The 17,789-nt window shown below is 72.6% G+C and carries 14 protein-coding genes; all 14 read right to left on the reverse strand.

The window, feature by feature from the left end:
- Positions 1-54: 54 nt before the first annotated feature.
- Positions 55-1,473: a nucleotide pyrophosphatase/phosphodiesterase family protein gene (locus FGW31_RS04405; RefSeq protein ID WP_142192005.1), complete on the reverse strand. Its 1,419-nt coding sequence runs from the start codon at positions 1,471-1,473 to the stop codon at positions 55-57.
- Positions 1,470-2,639, reverse strand: a complete 1,170-nt coding sequence (gene eboE / locus FGW31_RS04410) for a metabolite traffic protein EboE (RefSeq protein WP_142192006.1) — start codon at positions 2,637-2,639, stop codon at positions 1,470-1,472. The genes FGW31_RS04405 and eboE overlap by 4 nt, the downstream gene beginning before the upstream one ends.
- A gap of 3 nt (positions 2,640-2,642) precedes the next feature.
- On the reverse strand, positions 2,643-3,491 hold the full coding sequence (locus FGW31_RS04415) for a TatD family hydrolase (RefSeq protein ID WP_142192007.1): 849 nt from the start codon (positions 3,489-3,491) through the stop codon (positions 2,643-2,645).
- On the reverse strand, positions 3,491-4,237 hold the full coding sequence (locus FGW31_RS04420) for an EboA domain-containing protein (RefSeq protein WP_142192008.1): 747 nt from the start codon (positions 4,235-4,237) through the stop codon (positions 3,491-3,493). The genes FGW31_RS04415 and FGW31_RS04420 overlap by 1 nt, the downstream gene beginning before the upstream one ends.
- Positions 4,234-5,208 (reverse strand): sugar phosphate isomerase/epimerase family protein, encoded by a 975-nt coding sequence (locus tag FGW31_RS04425; protein ID WP_142192009.1) that lies wholly within the window; start codon positions 5,206-5,208, stop codon positions 4,234-4,236. Before FGW31_RS04425 ends, FGW31_RS04420 begins: the two co-directional genes overlap by 4 nt.
- Complete coding sequence (locus FGW31_RS04430; protein ID WP_142192010.1) at positions 5,205-6,260, reverse strand: SCO3242 family prenyltransferase; 1,056 nt, start codon at positions 6,258-6,260, stop codon at positions 5,205-5,207. The genes FGW31_RS04425 and FGW31_RS04430 overlap by 4 nt, the downstream gene beginning before the upstream one ends.
- 158 nt (positions 6,261-6,418) lie before the next feature.
- A complete protein-coding gene (locus FGW31_RS04435; RefSeq protein ID WP_142192011.1) occupies positions 6,419-7,579 on the reverse strand; it encodes an inositol-3-phosphate synthase in 1,161 nt (386 codons plus the stop codon).
- A 157-nt stretch (positions 7,580-7,736) separates the two neighbouring features.
- A complete protein-coding gene (locus tag FGW31_RS34905; RefSeq protein WP_161175297.1) occupies positions 7,737-9,110 on the reverse strand; it encodes a ThuA domain-containing protein in 1,374 nt (457 codons plus the stop codon).
- Positions 9,111-9,122: 12 nt separating this feature from the next.
- Entirely contained in the window at positions 9,123-11,621 is a 2,499-nt protein-coding gene (locus tag FGW31_RS34910; RefSeq protein WP_233452390.1) for a PQQ-dependent sugar dehydrogenase, read from the reverse strand.
- Positions 11,622-11,740: 119 nt separating this feature from the next.
- Entirely contained in the window at positions 11,741-12,739 is a 999-nt protein-coding gene (locus FGW31_RS04445; RefSeq protein WP_142192012.1) for a sugar phosphate isomerase/epimerase family protein, read from the reverse strand.
- Between the two features lie 15 nt (positions 12,740-12,754).
- Positions 12,755-13,963, reverse strand: coding sequence for a Gfo/Idh/MocA family protein (locus FGW31_RS04450; protein WP_142192013.1), 1,209 nt, complete (start codon positions 13,961-13,963; stop codon positions 12,755-12,757).
- 79 nt (positions 13,964-14,042) lie between these two features.
- A complete protein-coding gene (locus FGW31_RS04455) occupies positions 14,043-15,089 on the reverse strand; it encodes a substrate-binding domain-containing protein (protein WP_142192014.1) in 1,047 nt (348 codons plus the stop codon).
- Positions 15,090-15,105: 16 nt separating this feature from the next.
- Positions 15,106-16,125: an ABC transporter permease gene (locus tag FGW31_RS04460; RefSeq protein ID WP_142192015.1), complete on the reverse strand. Its 1,020-nt coding sequence runs from the start codon at positions 16,123-16,125 to the stop codon at positions 15,106-15,108.
- Positions 16,122-17,639: a sugar ABC transporter ATP-binding protein gene (locus FGW31_RS04465; RefSeq protein ID WP_142192016.1), complete on the reverse strand. Its 1,518-nt coding sequence runs from the start codon at positions 17,637-17,639 to the stop codon at positions 16,122-16,124. Before FGW31_RS04465 ends, FGW31_RS04460 begins: the two co-directional genes overlap by 4 nt.
- Positions 17,640-17,789: the final 150 nt, after the last annotated feature.

Genomic DNA, 17,789 nt, shown 5'->3' on the forward strand with positions numbered 1-17,789 from the left:
GTCAGTGCCGTGTGTTTCACTCTCAGTAGTCGGATCTCGGCGGGCGGTGGTGCGTCAGTCGAGTCCGGCGAGGTGGAGCAGGAGTTGTTTGACATCGGTGGCCGCGACGCGGTCGCCGACAGCGCGGGGGGTGGAGCAGATGAGGAGCGGACCGTCGTCGTCGCTCGCAGGGAGGCGGCCGTGGCTGCCTCGAATAGGTGACGGATCCAGGGGCACGACCGCCATGCGGTAGCGCATGCCGAGCTTCTTGCGCGCCAGTGCGGTGGCCGCCTTGACCTTGACGTAGGGGTCGAGGGGATCCATGAACAGTTCGACCGGGTCGTAGCCGGGTTTGCGGTGGATCTCGACGAGCTGCGCGAAGTCGGGCGCGTGGGCGTCGTCGAGCCAGTAGTAGTACGTGAACCAGGCGTCGGGTTCGGCGACGGCGACCAGTTCGCCGGCGCGCGGGTGGTCGAGGTGGTGGGTCTTCTTGCCCTCGTCGTCGAGGAGCGTCTCGATGCCCGGCAGTCCTTCGAGGGCCGCGCGGGTGGCGTCGAGGTCCTCGGGGCGGCGCACGTAGACATGGGCGATCTGGTGGTCGGCGACCGCGAAGGCGCGGGAGGCCATCGGGTCGAGGTACTCCATGCCGTCCTGGGTGTGCACCTCGAGGAGGCCGGCGCGGCGCAGGGCGCGGTTGATGTCCACGGGCCGGTTCACCGGGGTGATGCCGTACTCGGACAGGGCGACGACGGTACGGCCCTCGGCCAGGGCGTCGTCCAGGAGCGGGGCCATCGCGGCGTCCAGGTCGGCGGCCGCCTTCAGGGAGCGCGGGTCGTCGGGGCCGAAGCGCTGCAGGTCGTAGTCGAGATGAGGGAGGTAGCAGAGCGTCAGGTCGGGGTGCCGGGTGCGCATGATGTGACGGGTGGCGTCGATGATCCACTGGCTGGAGACCAGGTCGGCGCCGGGTCCCCAGAAGTGGAACAGCGGGAACGTGCCGAGTTTCTCGGTGAGTTCGTCGTGCAGCGCGGCCGGCCGGGTGTAGCAGTCGGGTTCCTTGCGGCCGTCGGCGTAGTAGACCGGGCGGGGGGTGACGGTGATGTCGGTGTCGGCGCCCATCGCGTACCACCAGCAGATGTTGGCGACGGTGTAGCCGGGGTGCGCGCGGCGGGCGGCGTCCCACAGCTTGTCGCCGGAGACCAGGCCGTTGTGCTGCCGCCACAGCAGGACGTCGCCGAGTTCGCGGAAGTACCAGCCGTTGCCGACGATGCCGTGCTCCGACGGCATGGTGCCGGTGAGGAAGGTGGACTGGGCGGCGCAGGTGACGGCGGGCAGGACGGTGCCGAGCGGGGCGCGGGAGCCGGACCGGCCGAGCGCCTTGAGGCGCGGCATGTGGTCGAGGAGGCGGGGGGTGAGTCCCACGACGTCGAGGACGAGGAGAGGGGTGGGTGCCGTGGTGCTCTCGGGGGCGCCGGTGGCGGGCTCGGGGGTGTTCATGGCAGTTCCTTCAGGCCGAGGTCCGTCAGGAGGTCGCGGGCGAGGGTGAGTTCGGCGGCGATGCCGTCGGCGAGCCGGCCGCGGCCGCGCGGGCGCAGCTCGGGCGGCAGCGCCTCCCAGGTGTAGGTCTCGACCTCGAGGTGACGGGTGAGCGGGTGCGGGCCGCCGACGAGCCTGCTCAGGGCGGACTTCAGGACGGGCAGCGTGGAGGTGAGGGGCGCGGTGGGGTCCGCGTGCAGCGGGACGTGGAAGTGGGCGCGCCAGGGTGCCGCGTCGGGCAGGGTGTCGCCGGCCAGGGCCTCGTCGAGGTCGTCGGTGCCGCGCAGTCCGGCCGCGGTGGCCGTGCGGGTCTGGTGCAGGAAGCGGGGCTCGGCGAACGCGGCGAGTGCCTCGCGGACGTCGGGGAGGTGGGGTTGTTCGGCGTGCAGGGCGGCGGAGAGCTGGGACTTGACCACGGGCACACCGGCCCGGGCGAGGTCGTCCAGGGCGGTGTCCGGATCTTCGAAGGAGGTGGCGAGATGGCAGGTGTCGACGCAGATGCCGACGCGGTGGTGGCCGATCCCGGTGAGCGGGGCGATGGCGTCCCGGGTGGTCTCGACGACACAGCCGGGTTCCGGTTCCAGGGCGATGCGGATGGAGCGTCCGGTCAGTTCCTGGAGCGCGTCGAGGCGGTCGCCGAGGGTGCGCAGGGCGGTGCGGGCGGTCTCCGCGCGCTGCTCGTCGCAGGCGGTGCGCCAGGCCAGCGGCAGGGTGGAGATGCTGCCCTCGGTGACGTCGTCGGGAAGGAGTCCGGCGAGGACGCGGGCGAGGGCGGTGGTGTGCTCCAGGCGTTCGGGGTCGGCCCAGTCCGGCTTGTACACACGGTACTTGACCTTCTCGGCGCCGAAGCCCTCGTAGGGGAAGCCGTTGAGGGTGACGACCTCGAGGCCGCGCTGTTCGAGTGCGCAGCGCAGTGCGCGCAGCGCGGACGGGTCGGTGACCAGGGCGCGGGCGGCGTCCTTGGCGAGCCACAGGCCGATGCCGAGCCTGTCCCGGCCGAGCCGGCGGCGGACGGGCTCGCAGTGGTCGCGGAGCTGGGCGAGGACGCCGTCGAGGGTCTCGGCGGGGTGGACGTTGGTGCAGTAGGCGAGGTGGACGGTGGAGCCGTCGGGGTGGCGGAAGCGCATGGCTCACGCCCCGCCGCGCAGGATGGAGTTGCCCTCGTGGGTGGCGTCCGTGGCGGGGACGCCCAGGTCGAGGCGGCCACTGAGGCCGTAGAAGGCGACGGGGTTGCGCCACAGCACCTGGTCGACGTCGTCCTCGGTGAAGCCCTCGGCGAGCATCAGGTCGCCCACCTTGCGGGTCTTGAGGGGGTCGCTCCTGCCCCAGTCGGCGGCGGAGTTCACCAGCACCTTCTCGGGGCCGTGGTCGCGCAGGATCGCGACCATCCGCTCCTCGTCCATCTTGGTGTCCGGATAGACGGAGAAGCCGAGCCAGCAGCCGCTGTCCTTGGCCTCCTTGACGGTGGTCTCGTTGAGGTGGTCGACGAGCACGCGGTCCATGGGCAGCGCGGACTCGCGGACGACGTCGAGGGTGCGGCGCAGCCCGGCGAGCTTGTCGCGGTGCGGGGTGTGCACCAGCGCGGGCAGGCCGTGGTCGGCGGCGAGCTGGAGCTGGGTGGCGAGGGCGGTGTCCTCGGCCGGGGTCATGGAGTCGTAGCCGATCTCGCCGACGGCCACCACGTTGTCCTTGACGAGGTACCGGGGCAGTTCGTCGAGGACGGGGGTGCAGCGCGGGTCGTTGGCCTCTTTGGGGTTGAGGGCGAGCGTGCAGTGGTGGGCGATGCCGTACTGGGCGGCGCGGAAGGGTTCCCAGCCGAGGAGGGAGTCGAAGTAGTCGAGGAAGGAGGCCGGGGAGGTGCGGGGCTGGCCGAGCCAGAAGGCCGGCTCGACGACGGCGCGGACGCCCGCGGCGTACATGGCCTCGTAGTCGTCGGTGGTGCGCGACGTCATGTGGATGTGGGGGTCGAAGATGCGCATCAGGACTCCTTGCCGTGGGGGTCGTCCGTGTCGTGCGGCCCGGTGGCGGACTCGGTGAGGGCCAGCGCCCGGCGCAGGTCGTCCGGGACGGGACGGCCTGCGGCGGTGCGCTCCTCGGCGAAGTCGCCGAGCATGCGGGCGAGTTCGCCGTCGCCCCGGGCGCGCCGGGCCAGGTCCGCCACCTGGTCGAGAGCGACGCCGGTGAACAGGCACTTCAGTACGGCGTGCCGCCAGGCGTGGGCGTCCAGGTGGCGGGCGCCGTAGGGGCCGAGGGCGGCGGCGACGAGCCGGGTGTCGTTGGTGCGCAGGGCGTCCTCGACGAGGGGGAGGGCGTCGGGGCCGGTCACGAGGTGCGGCAGGGCGTGCAGGACGGCGCGGCGTTCGTCGGCGGTGCCCTGGAAGTAGACCCGGGTGAGCGCCTCGGTGTCGGCGCGGGCCGCGTGCAGGATGAGGACGCGGGCGGCGTCGGCGTGGGCGGGGCCGCAGCGGCGGCCGGCCTCGGCCAGGCGCAGCTCCCACACGGAGATGGGCCCGTGGGTGCCGGGATGGGCGGATGCCTCGTCCAGGGCCTGGTCGAGCCAGGCGCTGGCGGTGTCGTCCAGCCGTTCGGTGAGCCGTCGGCGCAGTTCGGCGGGCGGCGCGGGGGCGGGACCGCCGGCTGCCCCTGCCTCCGCTTCCGGGGTGCGGGCGGTCTCACGGGGTGTGTCGGCGTCCGGGGTGGCCGGAGTGGGACGGGGGCGCGTCATGGGGTGTTTCTCCCTTCGGGTGTGGCGGAGGGATCACCGGGCGAGGCGGCGGGGCGGGAGGCGCGGGAGACCTCGGAGGCCGGTGCGGTGGTCGACGCGGCCTCGGCGGCACGGCGCAGGAAGGGCAGGGAGTGTGCGGCGAAGTGCGGGCCCGCGTGGGAGTGGCGGGGCAGTTCGACGACGGTCAGTCCCTGGTATCCGGTGGCCGCGAGGGCCGCGAGGACGGGCGGGAAGTCGATCTCGCCGTCTCCGAAGGGGAGGTGTTCGTGGACGCCTCGCCGCATGTCCTCGATCTGGACGTGGCGCAGCCAGGGGCCGGCGTCGCGCACGCAGTCCGCGGGAGGGAGAGGTTCCAGGCACTGGCAGTGGCCGATGTCCAGGGTGAGGCCGAGCGGCCCGGGGTCGCCGAGCGTGCGGCGCAGGTGGTGGAAGTCGGCGAGGGTGGCGAGGAGGTGACCGGGCTCGGGTTCGACGGCGAGCGGCACGCCGGCGGTGGCCGCGGCGTCCAGGACGGGGGTGAGGGTCTCGGCGAGGCGTTTCCAGGCGGTGTCCTCGTCGGTGCCGTCGGGGACGATGCCGCTGAAGCAGTGCACGGCGTGCGCGCCGAGGTCGGCGGCGACGCGCACCGCCCGGACGAGCAGGTCGACGCGGCGGGCGCGGTCGTCGGGGTCCGGGTCGAGCAGCGACGGGCCGTGCTTGCGGCGGGGGTCGAGCACATAGCGCGCGCCGGTCTCCACGGTGACGCCCAGGCCGAGCTCGTCCAGCCGCCCGGCCACCCGGCGGGTGCGGGCAGCGAGGTCCGGGGCGAGCGGGTCGAGGTGCATGTGGTCGAGGGTGAGTCCGACACCGTCGTAGCCGAGGTCGGCGAGGACGGCGAGGGCGTCGTCGAGCCGGAGGTCGGCGAGGCCGTTGGTGCCGTAGCCGAAGCGGAGGGCGGCGGGTGCGGACGTGCGGGCGTCGGGCGACTTCATGTCACGCTCACCTTCCTCGCGAACCTCGCTCCGAGCGGGGCGAGTGCGGCGGTCAGCAGGGCGGGGACGATGGCGCCGGTGCGGGCGCCGAGGCCGGCCTGGAGGGGGATGGTGGCGCGGATGCCGGCGCCGACGGCTCGTTGGGTGAGCGGAGGTGAGGGGTTGAGGGCGGCGTGGAGGTAGGGGCGTGCGGCGGTCGCGGCGTAGACGGCGCCGAGGGCGGTGGTGAGACCGGTGACGAGGTCGCGGCCCGGCTCGGCGCGCGGGGCCGGTTCCGTGCGGGAGGACGGGGTGCGGCCGGTCGCGTCGGGGCCGGGGCGCCGCGTGCCCCCGTGGGACGTCCGGACCCGGTCCGGGCCGGCCGACGGCCGTGCCCGGTGGCCGCGCCTGGTGACCAGCCGGGTGAGCAGGCCGGTCGTGGCCAGGGCCGCGAGCGGCGCCAGGGAGGAACCGCCCTGGGTCTCCTGGCGGGACACCGTGGTGACGGCGAGGGTGTGGGTGCCGAGGAGGGCCGCGGAGGGCAGCGCCTCCCGGGTGCTCCCGCCGGTGGCCGCGGCGCCGAGGAGGAGGTCCAGCGCACGGGCGCCGGCCATCGCCGCCGGCCCGGCGGGCGTGTGCTTGAGCGTGAGGTCGTACGCCCAGACGGTGGCCGCGAGGGGCGCGGCGACGGTGAGGGCGGGGCGGCCGGCGCGCGCCGCGAGGGCCAGTCCCGCTCCGGTCAGGGCACAGGCGGCGGTGAACGCGGCGGCGGGGCGGATGCGGCCGGAGGGGATCGGGCGGTGCGGGCGTTCGGCGGCGTCCTCCGCGCGGTCCGCCCAGTCGTTGAGGGCCATGCCGGCCTCGTAGAGGCAGACGGAGGATCCTATGGCGAGCAGCGTACGGGCGTTGGGGCGCATCCCGGCCGCCGCGGCCCCGGCGAGGGCGTCACCGGGGACGGTGAAGAGGGCGGGCAGGCGCAGCAGCTCCGCCCAGGCCCGCCGGCGGTCCCGGCCACCGGGCGCCGGCCGACCGGCGCCCGGGCCGACCGCGGATGCCGTCCTGTGCGCGGCCATCCCGTCCGTGCCCGACGCATCCGTGCCCTGCCCGTTCGCGGCCGGACCGCCCGTGCCCGACCCGTCCGCGGCCGGGGCGGCCGGAGAAGACCCGTACGCGTCTTCTCCCTGCCCCCGGCCGTCCGTCGCCCTGTCGGGCTTCGGCTGTTCCACCGGACTCACTGCGCCCCCTCGCTGCCGTGCGCCGCGCCGGAGGGGCCGTCGGCGTCCCGCAGGCGCCGCGCGAGGCCCGTCAGTTCCGCGTACTGCTCCGCCAGACCGGCCGGCCCCTCCCCCACCGGGTCCTTGAAGAAGAAGCCGAGTTCGGCGAGCGGGCCGGACAGGCCGGCCTGGTGGGCCCGCGCCGTCAGGCGGGCCAGGTCCAGGACCAGCGGAGCCGCCAGGGAGGAGTCGCAGCCCTGCCAGATGGTCTGGAGGATCATGCGGGTGCCGAGGAACCCGTCGAAGGCGATGTGGTCCCAGGCGGTCTTCCAGTCGCCGAGGGCCGGCACGTCGTCGATGTGCACCTCGCCCTCGGGGACGGTGCCGAGGGTGTCGGCGAGGACGCGCTCCTTGCCGGCGTTCTTCGCCGCCGCGGCGGCCGGGTCGGCCAGCGCCGCGCCGTCACCGCCGCCCAGCAGGTTCGTGCCGGACCAGGCGCGCACGGTCAGCGCCCGCTGGGCGAACATCGGGCCGAGCACGGCGCGCAGCAGGGTCTGGCCGGTCTTGCCGTCGCGGCCCGCGTAGGGCAGCCCGGAGGACTCGACGAGCGGGGCAAGCGCCGGGTGGTGCAGTCCCGTGGAGGGGGTGAAGTTGACGTAGGGGCAGCCGGCGTGGAGGGCGGCCGCCGCGTACAGGGAGCTGGCGGGCAGCGCGGAGCCGACGGGCGCCGGTTCGGTGGAGGCGACGTTGACCACCACCGCCCGCTCCAGGCCGCACCGCGTGATGAAGTCGCGGATGTCGGAGGCGAAGGCGGCGATGAGTTCCGCATCGACGCGGGTGTCCCCGGCGGCCGGGCCGCCGGGCCGGATCTCCCGGTCGGCGGCGGCGAGTTCGGCCGCGACGGCGGACGGCAGACCGGGCGGCAGCACACCGCCGGCGGCGAGCGCCTCCGCCCGCTTGGGCAGCGGGCAGTCGACGGTGTCGTGCCCGCCGAAGACGAGGGACGACAGGGCCGGCAGGCCGGAGTCGGCGAAGACGGGGCTCTCGGTCACCATGCCCGTCGGTGGATGCAGCCCGGCGGTCACGGCGGCACACCCCGCCACCACGGTGGTGGCGACGGAGCCGCGTGCTCCGACCAGCCACACTCCCACACGGGCGTCGGGACGGGACTCGGGCATGGACGGCCTCCTCATCGAATTCCTCATCGGACTGCTCAGCGCACTGCTCGTTCGGTTGCCGTCGGGTGACGGGCCGAGCGGACCCCGTACGGTCGGACGGAAGAAGGACCGGTGGATGACGGCGGGCGGGAGTCCGGCGTCTCCCGCCCGCCGCCGTTCATTCGCCCTGCGGGCCCGCCGGCGCCGTCACGGCGTCGGCGGTCGCGGGCAGTTCCTTGATCCGGACGTCACGGAAGGACACCTGGTCCTCGGCACCGTGGTTCTGGATGCCGATGTGTCCGTCCCGAAGGCTGCGCGCCGGATCGGTGTTGGTGAAATCGTTGATCTGCACGCCGTTGAGGAACACGCGCAGGCGTTCGCCCTCCACGCGGATCTCGTAGGTGTTCCACTCCCCCGGCGGGTTCAGCGCCCGGTCGCGCCGTTCGAGGTCGGCGGACTGGAATCCGTAGACGGAACCCGTGGTCTTCTCGGGCACGTCGGTGGCGTCGATCTGGATCTCGTAGCCGTTGTCGACGGCCGACCAGGGGTCGTCCGAGGGCGGGAAGCCCACGAACACACCGGAGTTGTCGTCCCCGGAGGCGCTGGCCATCTTCCAGTCGAGCTTCAGGGAGTAGGACCCGAAGCTCTGCCGGTCGTACCAGAGCATCCCCATGCCGCCGCTCGTGGTGAGCGTGCCGTCGTCGGACAGGGTGAAGGAGCCGGGCCCCGCCTGCCGCCAGCCGTCCAGGGACGTGCCGTCGAGCAGCGGCCGGTAGCCGTTCTCGGGCCGGCAGTCGGCCTGGGCGTCGCCCACCGCCCAGCGGATCCCGCCGAGCAGGTGGTCGCGGAAGGCCGGGTCGGCGAAGGACTCCTTGGTGTGGCCGCCGCCGGTGTAGAAGGCGCGGCCGCCTTCGTAGTTCCGGCACCAGGCGATCGGGTGGTCGCCGTTCATGGTGCCGCCCGTGTACGACTCCTCGTCGAGCGAGGCGAGGACGTGTGCGTGTTCCCGCGGGTTGGAGCGGTAGTTGTACCACTCGTCGGTGCGTTCCCAGGTGCGGGCGAGTCCCGAGGTGGCCGGGTGGGCGCGGTCCTCGACCTCGACGGTGGCGGGCTGGATCGCCGGGTGCGAGTGGAAGTAGGCGCCGGCCAGGCCGCCGTAGAACTCCCAGTCGTACTCGGTGTCGGCGGCGGCGTGGATGCCGACGTAGGCGCCGCCGCGGTTGATGTAGCTCTCGAAGGCCCGCTGCTGGCGGGCGTCGAGCACGTCGCCAGTGGTGGACAGGAACACCACGGCGTCGTAGCGGCGCAGGTTGGCCGAGGTGAACGCCTTGGCGTCCTCGGTGGCGTCGACGGTGAACCCGCCGCGCTCGCCGAGCGCCTTCACGGCGGCGACGCCTTCGGGGATGGAGTCGTGGCGGAAGCCGGCCGTCTTGGAGAAGACCAGCACCCGCTTCCCGTCCTGGCCGGGCTGTGAGACGGCCGGGGCCGACACGCAGCCGAGCAGCAGGGTGGTGCCGACGACGCCGGTTATCAGTCGTGCCTTGGTTCGCATCGCAGCCTCCTCTCAGCCGGTGGTGAAGGTGAAGTCGTCCACGTCGAACAGGGCTCCGGTGCCGCCCTTGAACACCAGGTACAGCGTGGTGGTGCCACGGGGTGCCCGCGACAGTTGCGCCTCGACGTCCTGGAAGGTCTCCCAGCCGCCGGTCACCGGCACGGTCGCCTTGCCGAGCAGCGTGCCCGTGGGCGAGCCCGCGCGAACCTCGAGGGTGCCGCCGGCGCCGCCGGAGGAGACGCGTGCGGTGATCTTCTGGGCGTTGCTCAGGCGGTACGGCGTGAAGGAGATCCAGTCGCCGTTGTCGATGTCACCGACGGTGCGGCCGCCGTGCGCGGCCTCCTTGGTGATGACGGAGACGCCGGCGCTGTCGCCGTAGTGCTCGGCCTGGCGGTGCTTGGGCTGGGTGACGTTCTGGTCGTGCGTGGTGAGCGGTTCCTGGCCGCCGCCACCGTTGTCGGTGTACTCGGCGTCGAAGACGCCGAAGATGTTGGCGTCGTCGTCGTGGCCGCCGTCGGCGCTGGTCTGGATGGTGCCGGAGCAGCCGTTGGCGGAGGTGAGCGGGTGGCCGTGGGAGTCGTGGCCGAGGATGAAGCTGACCTTGACCTTGGAGCAGTCGATCGCCCTGCCGTCCTCGGGGTCGGTGACCTTCACCGTGAACGGGACGGCGTCGCCGAAGCTGAACAGCTGCCCGTCCCCGGGGGTTTCGAGGACCACGGTGGGCGCGGTGTTGCCGACGACGATCTGCACGCTGGCGCTGCCGGTGCGGCCGGAGGTGTCCTTGGCCGTCAGGGTGGCGGTGTAGGTGCCGTTCTTGCGGTAGCGGTGCGTGGGGTTGGCGGCGGTGGAGGTGTTTCCGTCGCCGAAGTCCCAGCTGTAGGTGAGGGCGTCGCCGTCCTGGTCGCTGCTGCCGGCGGAGGAGAAGCCCACCCGCAGCGGTGCCTGCCCGGAGGTCTTGGTGGCGGCGGCCTGCGCGACGGGCGAGTGGCCGTCGGTGGCGTTCTCGATGCGGTACAGGGCGGAGTTCTCGTCGCCGCCGAACCAGGCGAGACCGTAGTCGAGGACGTAGAGCGCGCCGTCGGGGCCGAAGGCCATGTCCATCACCTGGGTGCCGCTCCAGGGCACGTCGTTGACGGACTGGACGGTGCCGTCGGCGTCGCTGGTGATCCGCTTGATCCAGCGGCGGCCGAACTCACCGGCGAAGAAGTCGCCGTCGTACGCCTCGGGGAACTTGACGGGCGAGTCGAGCGCGGGGTCGTAGTGGTAGACCGGGCCGCCCATCGGGGACTCGGAGCCGCTGCCGAACTCGGGGACGGAGCCGCCGTCGTAGGGGATCCATGCGGTCTGGGCCGGGGGCAGGTCGGTCAGGCCGGTGTTGTTCGGCGAGGTGTTCTTCGGGGCGGCGCAGTCGAAGGACTCGCCGGAGGCTTGGGTGGCGAAGTCGTAGTCGACGTAGGCGTCGTTGTCGCCGGTGCAGTACGGCCAGCCGAAGTTGCCGGGGCCGGTGACGCGGGCGAACTCGACCTGTCCGGCGGGTCCGCGGGAGGGGTCGGCGGTGCCGGCGTCGGGACCGTAGTCACCGACGTAGAGGATGCCGGTCTCCTTGTCGACGCTGAACCGGAACGGGTTGCGGAAGCCCATGGCGTAGATCTCGGGCCGCGTCCTGTCCGTGCCGGGCGCGAAGAGGTTGCCCTCCGGGATGGAGTACGAGCCGTCGTCGTTGACCTTGATGCGCAGGATCTTGCCGCGCAGGTCGTTGGTGTTGCCGGAGGTGCGCTGGGCGTCGAATCCCGGGTTGCGGTTCGACCGCTCGTCGATGGGCGTGTAGCCGTCCGACTGGAACGGGTTGGTGTCGTCGCCGGTCGACAGGTACAGGTTGCCGGCCGCGTCGAAGTCGATGTCACCGCCGACGTGGCAGCACAGGCCGCGGGTGGCGGGGATGTCGAGGATCTTCTTCTCGCTGGCGGTGTCGAGGGTGCCGTCGGTGTTGAGCACGAACCGCGAGAGGCGGTTGACGCCGTCGAAGGGCGCGAAGTCGGCGGCGGTGCCGGTCTCGGGCGCGTCACCGGCGGGGGTGTTCATCGGGGGCGCGTAGTACAGGTAGATGAAACGGTTCTCTGCGAATCCGGGGTCGACGCCGACGCCCTGCAGGCCCTCCTCGTCGTGGCTGTACACGTCGAGCTTGCCGGCCAGCCTGGTGTTGCCGGCGGCGTCGGTCAGGCGCAGTTCGCCGTCGCGTGAGGTGTGCAGGACGGAGCGGTCCGGGAGGACGGCGAGCGACATCGGCTCGCCGACCTCCGGTTCGCCCTTGGCGAGGGTGACCTGCTGGAAGTCCTCCGCCGCGGCGGCGGACGGTTCGGCGTCGGCCGCGCCGGCCTGGGGTGCGGCCAGCGTGAGCGAGGCGCCCGCCAGCAGCGCCCCGCTGAGCAGGGCCACGGCCTTGCGGAAGGAGGGGCGGCGGTTACGGCCGTCGGTTCTGCGAGTGCGGGTGGTGTGTGCGTTCCCGTGCACGAATGCCTCCAGACAGAAGCGGGTTGTACGGGGCGGGTACGTTGCGCCGGGGTGCGCCGTCACCCCGGTGTGCGACGTCGTTCTCGTGCCATCGGGCCGTGGGGGGTGTGCCGGTCGCCTCAGTTGCCGAATGCGGCGTCGAAGGAGGCGGTCGGCGGCTCGAAGTCGTATGCCTTCAGGCGGGTCAGCGCCTCGGGGGCGCCCTGGAGCCGGTCCATGCCGGCGTCCTCCCACTCGACGGAGACGGGGCCCTGGTAGCCGATCGAGCGCAGCATCCGGAAGACGTCCTCCCAGGGGACGTCGCCGTGGCCGGCGGAGACGAAGTCCCAGCCGCGCCGGGGGTCGCCCCAGGGCAGGTGGGAGCCGAGCCGGCCGTTGCGTCCGTCGAGGCGCTTGCGGGCCTCCTTGCAGTCGACGTGGTAGATCCTGTCGCGGAAGTCCCACAGGAAGCCGACCGGGTCGAGGTCCTGCCACACGAAGTGCGAGGGGTCGAAGTTGAGGCCGAAGGCCGGCCGGCGGTCGACCGCCTCCAGGGCGCGGACGGTGGTCCAGTAGTCGTAGGCGATCTCGCTGGGGTGGACCTCGTGCGCGAACCGCACGCCCTCGGCGTCGAAGACGTCCAGGATCGGGTTCCACCGCTCGGCGAAGTCCTCGTAGCCGCGCTCGATCATCGACTCGGGCGCGGGCGGGAACATCGCGACCAGGTGCCAGATGGCGGAGCCGGTGAAGCCGATGACGGTGTCGACGCCGAGGAGGGCCGCGGCGCGCGCGGTGTCCTTGATCTCGGCCGCGGCGCGCTGCCGTACGCCCTCGGCTTCGCCGTCGCCCCAGATGCGGGCGGGCAGGATCGCCCGGTGGCGTTCGTCGATGATGGCGTCGCACACCGCCTGCCCGACCAGGTGGTTGGAGATGGCCCAGCACTTCAGGCCGTACTTGTCGAGCAGCTGGTGGCGGGAGGCCACGTAGGAGGGGTCGGCGAGGGCCTTCTCCACTTCGAAGTGGTCGCCCCAGCAGGCGAGTTCGAGGCCGTCGTAGCCGAAGTCGCGGGCGAGTCGGCAGACCTCCTCCAGGGGCAGGTCCGCCCACTGGCCGGTGAACAGCGTGAAGTTGCGCGGCATCCGTATCCGTCCTCCTCAGGCGGCGATCGGTGTGTAGACGGAGTTCTTCTCGGCGCTCTCCTCCACCGCCGCGAGCACGCGCTGCACCTGCAGCCCGTCGGCGAAGGAGGGTTCGGGGGTGCGGCCCTCGGCGACGGCGTGGACCAGGTCGCGGGCCTGGTGCACGAAGGTGTGCTCGTAGCCGAGGCCGTGGCCCGGCGGCCACCAGCCCTCGAGGTAGGGGTGGTCGGGTTCGGTGACGAGGATGCGGCGGAAGCCGGCGTGCGTGCCCGGCTCGGTGCCGTCGTGGAACGACAGCTCGTTGAGCCGCTCCAGGTCGAAGGCGAGCGAGCCGCGCTCGCCGTTGAGTTCGATGCGCAGGGCGTTCTTGCGTCCGGTGGCGTACCGGGTGGCCTCGAAGGAGGCGATGGCGCCGGAGGTGAAGCGGCCGGTGAACAGGGCGGCGTCGTCGACGGTGACCTCTCCGGTGCCGGCGGCGGAGACGGCGGCCAGGCCGCTGCTCGGCGCGCTGGGCAGCGGCCGTTCCCGTACGAACGTCTCGGTGAGCGCGGAGACGCCGGCCAGCCGCTCCCCCGCCAGGTACTGCGCCAGGTCGACGATGTGGGCGCCGAGGTCGCCGAGCGAGCCGGAGCCCGCCTGTTCCCGGCGCAGCCGCCAGGTCAGCGGGAACTCGGGGTCCACCAGCCAGTCCTGGAGGTACGCCACGCGGACGTGCCGCAGCCTGCCGATCCGACCCTCCGCCACCATCCGCCGGGCCAGCGCGGTCGCCGGGACCCGGCGGTAGTTGAAGCCGACCATCGCCAGCTGGCCGCGCTCGCCGGCCTCTTCGGCCGCGCGGGTCATCGCCTCGGCCTCCTCGACGGTGTTGGCGAGGGGCTTTTCGCACAGCACGTGCTTGCCCGCGGCGAGCGCGGCGAGCGCGATCTCGGCGTGGCTGTCGCCCGGGGTGCAGATGTCGACGAGGTCGACGTCGTCCCGTTCGATCAGGGCGCGCCAGTCGGTCTCGGTGTCCGACCAGCCGTGCCGGTCGGCCGCCGCGCGCACGGCGGCGGCGTCGCGGCCGCAGATCACGGCCAGTTCGGGGCGCAGCGGCAGGTCGAAGACGCGGCCCGCGGTGCGCCATCCCTGGGAGTGGGCGGCACCCATGAAGGCGTAACCGACCATGCCGACGCGCAGCGGTGGCTTCCCCGTTCCTGCCCCTTCGGACTGCTGCGGCTGTGCCATACGAATGTCCTCCTCGTGGTGGTGGCGGGCGGGGGTGGCCCCGCCCGGTGGGCTGGTCAGGCCCGTGCGGCGGGGCTGCTCACTTGAAGCCGGTGGGCATGTACTGGTCGACGTTGTCCTTGTCGACGACGGCCGAGTAGCAGGTCACCGTCGAGGGGATCTCGAACTCGGCGAGGCCGCTGACGCCCTTGCCCTGGCCGAGGGCGCGGGCGAGGTCGATGGCGGAGGCGGCCATGGTCGGCGGGTACAGGACGGTGGCCTTGAGGACACCGCTGTCGGCCTTGATGGCCTCGAAGGCGGACAGTGCGCCGGCGCCGCCGACCATCAGGAAGTCGTCCCGGCCGGCCTGTTCGATGGCGCGCAGCGCGCCCACGCCCTGGTCGTCGTCGTGGTTCCACAGGGCGTCGAACTTCGACTGGGCCTGGAGCAGTTGGGCCATCTTGGCCTGGCCGGACTCGACGGTGAACTCGGCGGCCTGCCGGGCCACCTTCTTGATGTTGGGGTAGTTCTTCAGCGCGTCGTCGAAGCCCTGGGTGCGCTGCTGGGTCAGTTCGAGGTTGTCCAGTCCGGCGAGTTCGATGACCCGGGCGTTCGGCTTGTCCTTGAGCTTCTCGCCGATGTAGTGGCCGGCGTTCAGGCCCATGCCGTAGTTGTCGCCGCCGACCCAGCAGCGGTAGGCCTGCGGGCTGTTGAAGATGCGGTCGAGGTTGACGACGGGGATTCCGGCCCGCATCGCCTTCAGTCCGACCTGGGTGAGGGCCTTGCCGTCGGCGGGCAGGACCACCAGGACGTCGACCTTCTTGTTGATGAGGGTCTCGATCTGGCCGATCTGCTGGGCGGTGTCGTTGGAGCCCTCGGTGATCTCCAGGGTGACGTCGGAGTACTTCTCGGCCCGCTTCTTGGCGTTGTCGTTGATGGCGTTGAGCCAGCCGTGGTCGGCCTGCGGTCCGGCGAAGCCGATGGTGACCGGCTTGCCGGGCTTGTCGTCGGCGGCCGGCTGGTTGTCGGCGGCCGGCTCGTCGTCGCTGGACTCGTTGCTCGTGCACCCGGTGACGAGGACGCCGGCGGAGACGGCGGCCGCTCCGAAGAGCAGTCCTCTGCGGCTGGTGAACGTCGGCTCTGGCATGGCGGTGAACCTTTCCTCAGGTCGTGCTCGCGGTACGGCGCTGGACCAGCACGGCGGCGACGATGATCGCGCCCTTGGCGATCTGCTGGACGTCGCTCTGCAGGTTGTTCAGGGCGAAGATGTTGGTGATGGTGGTGAAGATCAGGACGCCGAGGACGGAGCCGACGATGGTGCCGCGGCCGCCGGTGAGCAGGGTGCCGCCGATGATGGCGGCGGCGATGGCGTCGAGTTCGTAGAGGTTGCCGTTGGTGTTCTGGCCGGAGCCGGCCAGGACGATCAGCAGGAAGGCGGCGATGCCGCAGCACAGCCCGGACAGCAGGTACAGGTAGAGCCGCTGGCGGCGCACGTCGATGCCGGCCAGGCGGGCGGCCTCCGCGTTGCCGCCGACGGCGACGGTGCGGCGGCCGAAGGTGGTCCGGTTGAGGACCAGCCAGCCGATGAGGGTGACCGCGGCGAACACCAGCACCAGCGGCGGGATGCCGAGGATGTAGGAGTCGCGCTCGCCGAGGTCGAGGACCCCGTCGACGGTGACGACCTGGGTACGGCCGTCGGTGATCTGCAGGGCGAGTCCGCGGGCCGAGGCGAGCATGGCGAGGGTGGCGATGAACGGCACCATTCCGCCGTAGGCGATGAGCACCCCGTTGACCAGGCCGCAGCCCACTCCGACGGCGACGGCGGTGAACAGGATGCCGCCGAAGCCGAACTCCTGGGTGGCGACGGTGGTCGCCCACACCGAGGCGAGGGCGACGATCGCGCCGACCGACAGGTCGATGCCGCCGGAGATGATGACGAAGGTCATGCCGACGGTGACGACGCCGATGACCGAGGCCTGGGTGAGGACGAGTTGCAGGTTGCGGGTGTCGAGGAACTCGTCCGGTTTGGTGACGCCGCCGATGAGGATCAGCACGGCGAGCACGCCGAGCAGCGACAGTGTGCGGACGTCGGCGCGGAACAACACGGCGCGCCAGGCGGGCGTTTCGGCGGCCGACGGCACCTTGTCGGTGCTGTCCCGCGGCGGGGATGCGTGTTGCGTCATGACGCCGGGCTTCCTTCCATGACCAGGTCGAGTACACGGTGTTCGTCGAGTTCGCGGGCGGGCGCCGTGTGGACGACGGTGCCCTCGCGCAGGACCAGGACGCGGTCGGCGAGGCCGAGCACCTCGGGCACCTCGCTGGAGACCAGCAGGACGGCGAGGCCTTCGTCCGCCAGCCGGCGGACGACCGCGTAGAGTTCGGCGCGGGCGCCGACGTCGACGCCGCGGGTGGGTTCGTCGAGGAGCAGCACCCGGCAGCCGCGCAGCAGCCAGCGTGCGAGCACGGCCTTCTGCTGGTTTCCGCCGGACAGGGTGCGCACGGGCACGTCCGGGTTGTCGGGCCGCAGGGACAGTTCGCGCACGGCGGCACGCGCCGCGCCCGACTCCGCCCCGCGGTCGATCCAGCCGGCCGTCGCGAAGCGGGACATGGAGGACACCGACACGTTGCGGGTGACGGACTCCAGCATGAGCAGGGCCTGCGCCTTGCGTTCCTCGGGGGCGAGTCCCAGGCCGGCGGCCACGGCGGCGCGCACGCTGCCGGGCTTCAGGGGCTTGCCGTCGACGAGGACCCGGCCGGTGTCGGGCTTGCGGGCGCCGTAGACGGTCTCCAGGATCTCGGAGCGTCCGGAGCCGACGAGTCCGGCGAGCCCGACGATCTCACCGGGGCGCACCTGGAGGTCGAGCGGGGCGAACTCGCCCGCGCGGGACAGTCCTTCGACGGTCAGCACGGGTTCGCCCTGCGGTGCGGCGGCGGGCCGTTCCGGGAAGACGTACTCGACGTTGCGTCCCGTCATCAGTGCGACGACCTCGCTGGTGGGCGTCGACTTGGCGGGCAGTCCGCGGGCCACGGCGCGGCCGTCCTTGAGGACGGTGACCCGGTCGCCGATGCGCCGGATCTCCTCCAGGCGGTGCGAGATGTAGACGACGGCGACTCCGTCGGCGGTGAGGTCCTCGACGATGCGGAAGAGGTTGTCGACCTCGTCCGGGTCGAGGGCGGCGGAGGGTTCGTCCATCACGATGAGCCGTACGTCGTGGGAGAGCGCCCGTGCCATGGACACGATCTGCTGGTGCGCCGCCGACAGGTCGCCGACCAGCCGGCCGGGGTCGATCTCCGGGTGTCCGAGGCGCTTGAGGAGCTGGGCCGTCGACTCCCGGGCGGCCTTGCCCCGTACGACGAACCCGGCGGTCGTGGGTTCGTGGCCGAGGTGGACGTTCTCGGCGACCGACAGGTGCTCCACCAGGTCGAGTTCCTGGTAGATGGTGGCGATGCCGAGGCGCATGGCGGCGATCGGCGAGCGGAGCACGACCTCGTCCGAGCGCCAGCGGATGGTGCCCGTGTCGGGCTGGTGGGCGCCGGCCAGGACCTTGATCAGGGTGGACTTCCCGGCGCCGTTCTGGCCGAGCAGGCAGTGCACCTCGCCGGCCTGGACGTCGAGGTCGACGCCGTCCAGGGCCCGGACTCCGGGGAAGGACTTGGTGATGCCGGACATGCTGAGCAGCGGTGGTTCTGGTGCCATGCGAATTTCCCCTCGGCGGGCGTTCGGGCCGGTGTCAGGGCGGTCCCCTCGCGGGGGCAAGCGCTTTCAGGCAGGGCGGGGTAGGGCGGTGGCGGTGCGGGTGCGGTGTGCGGTTCCGTGCCGTGACGGCGGGTGCCGGGCAGGGCCGGG

The organism is Streptomyces calvus (assembly GCF_006782915.1).
Lineage (GTDB): Bacteria > Actinomycetota > Actinomycetes > Streptomycetales > Streptomycetaceae > Streptomyces > Streptomyces calvus.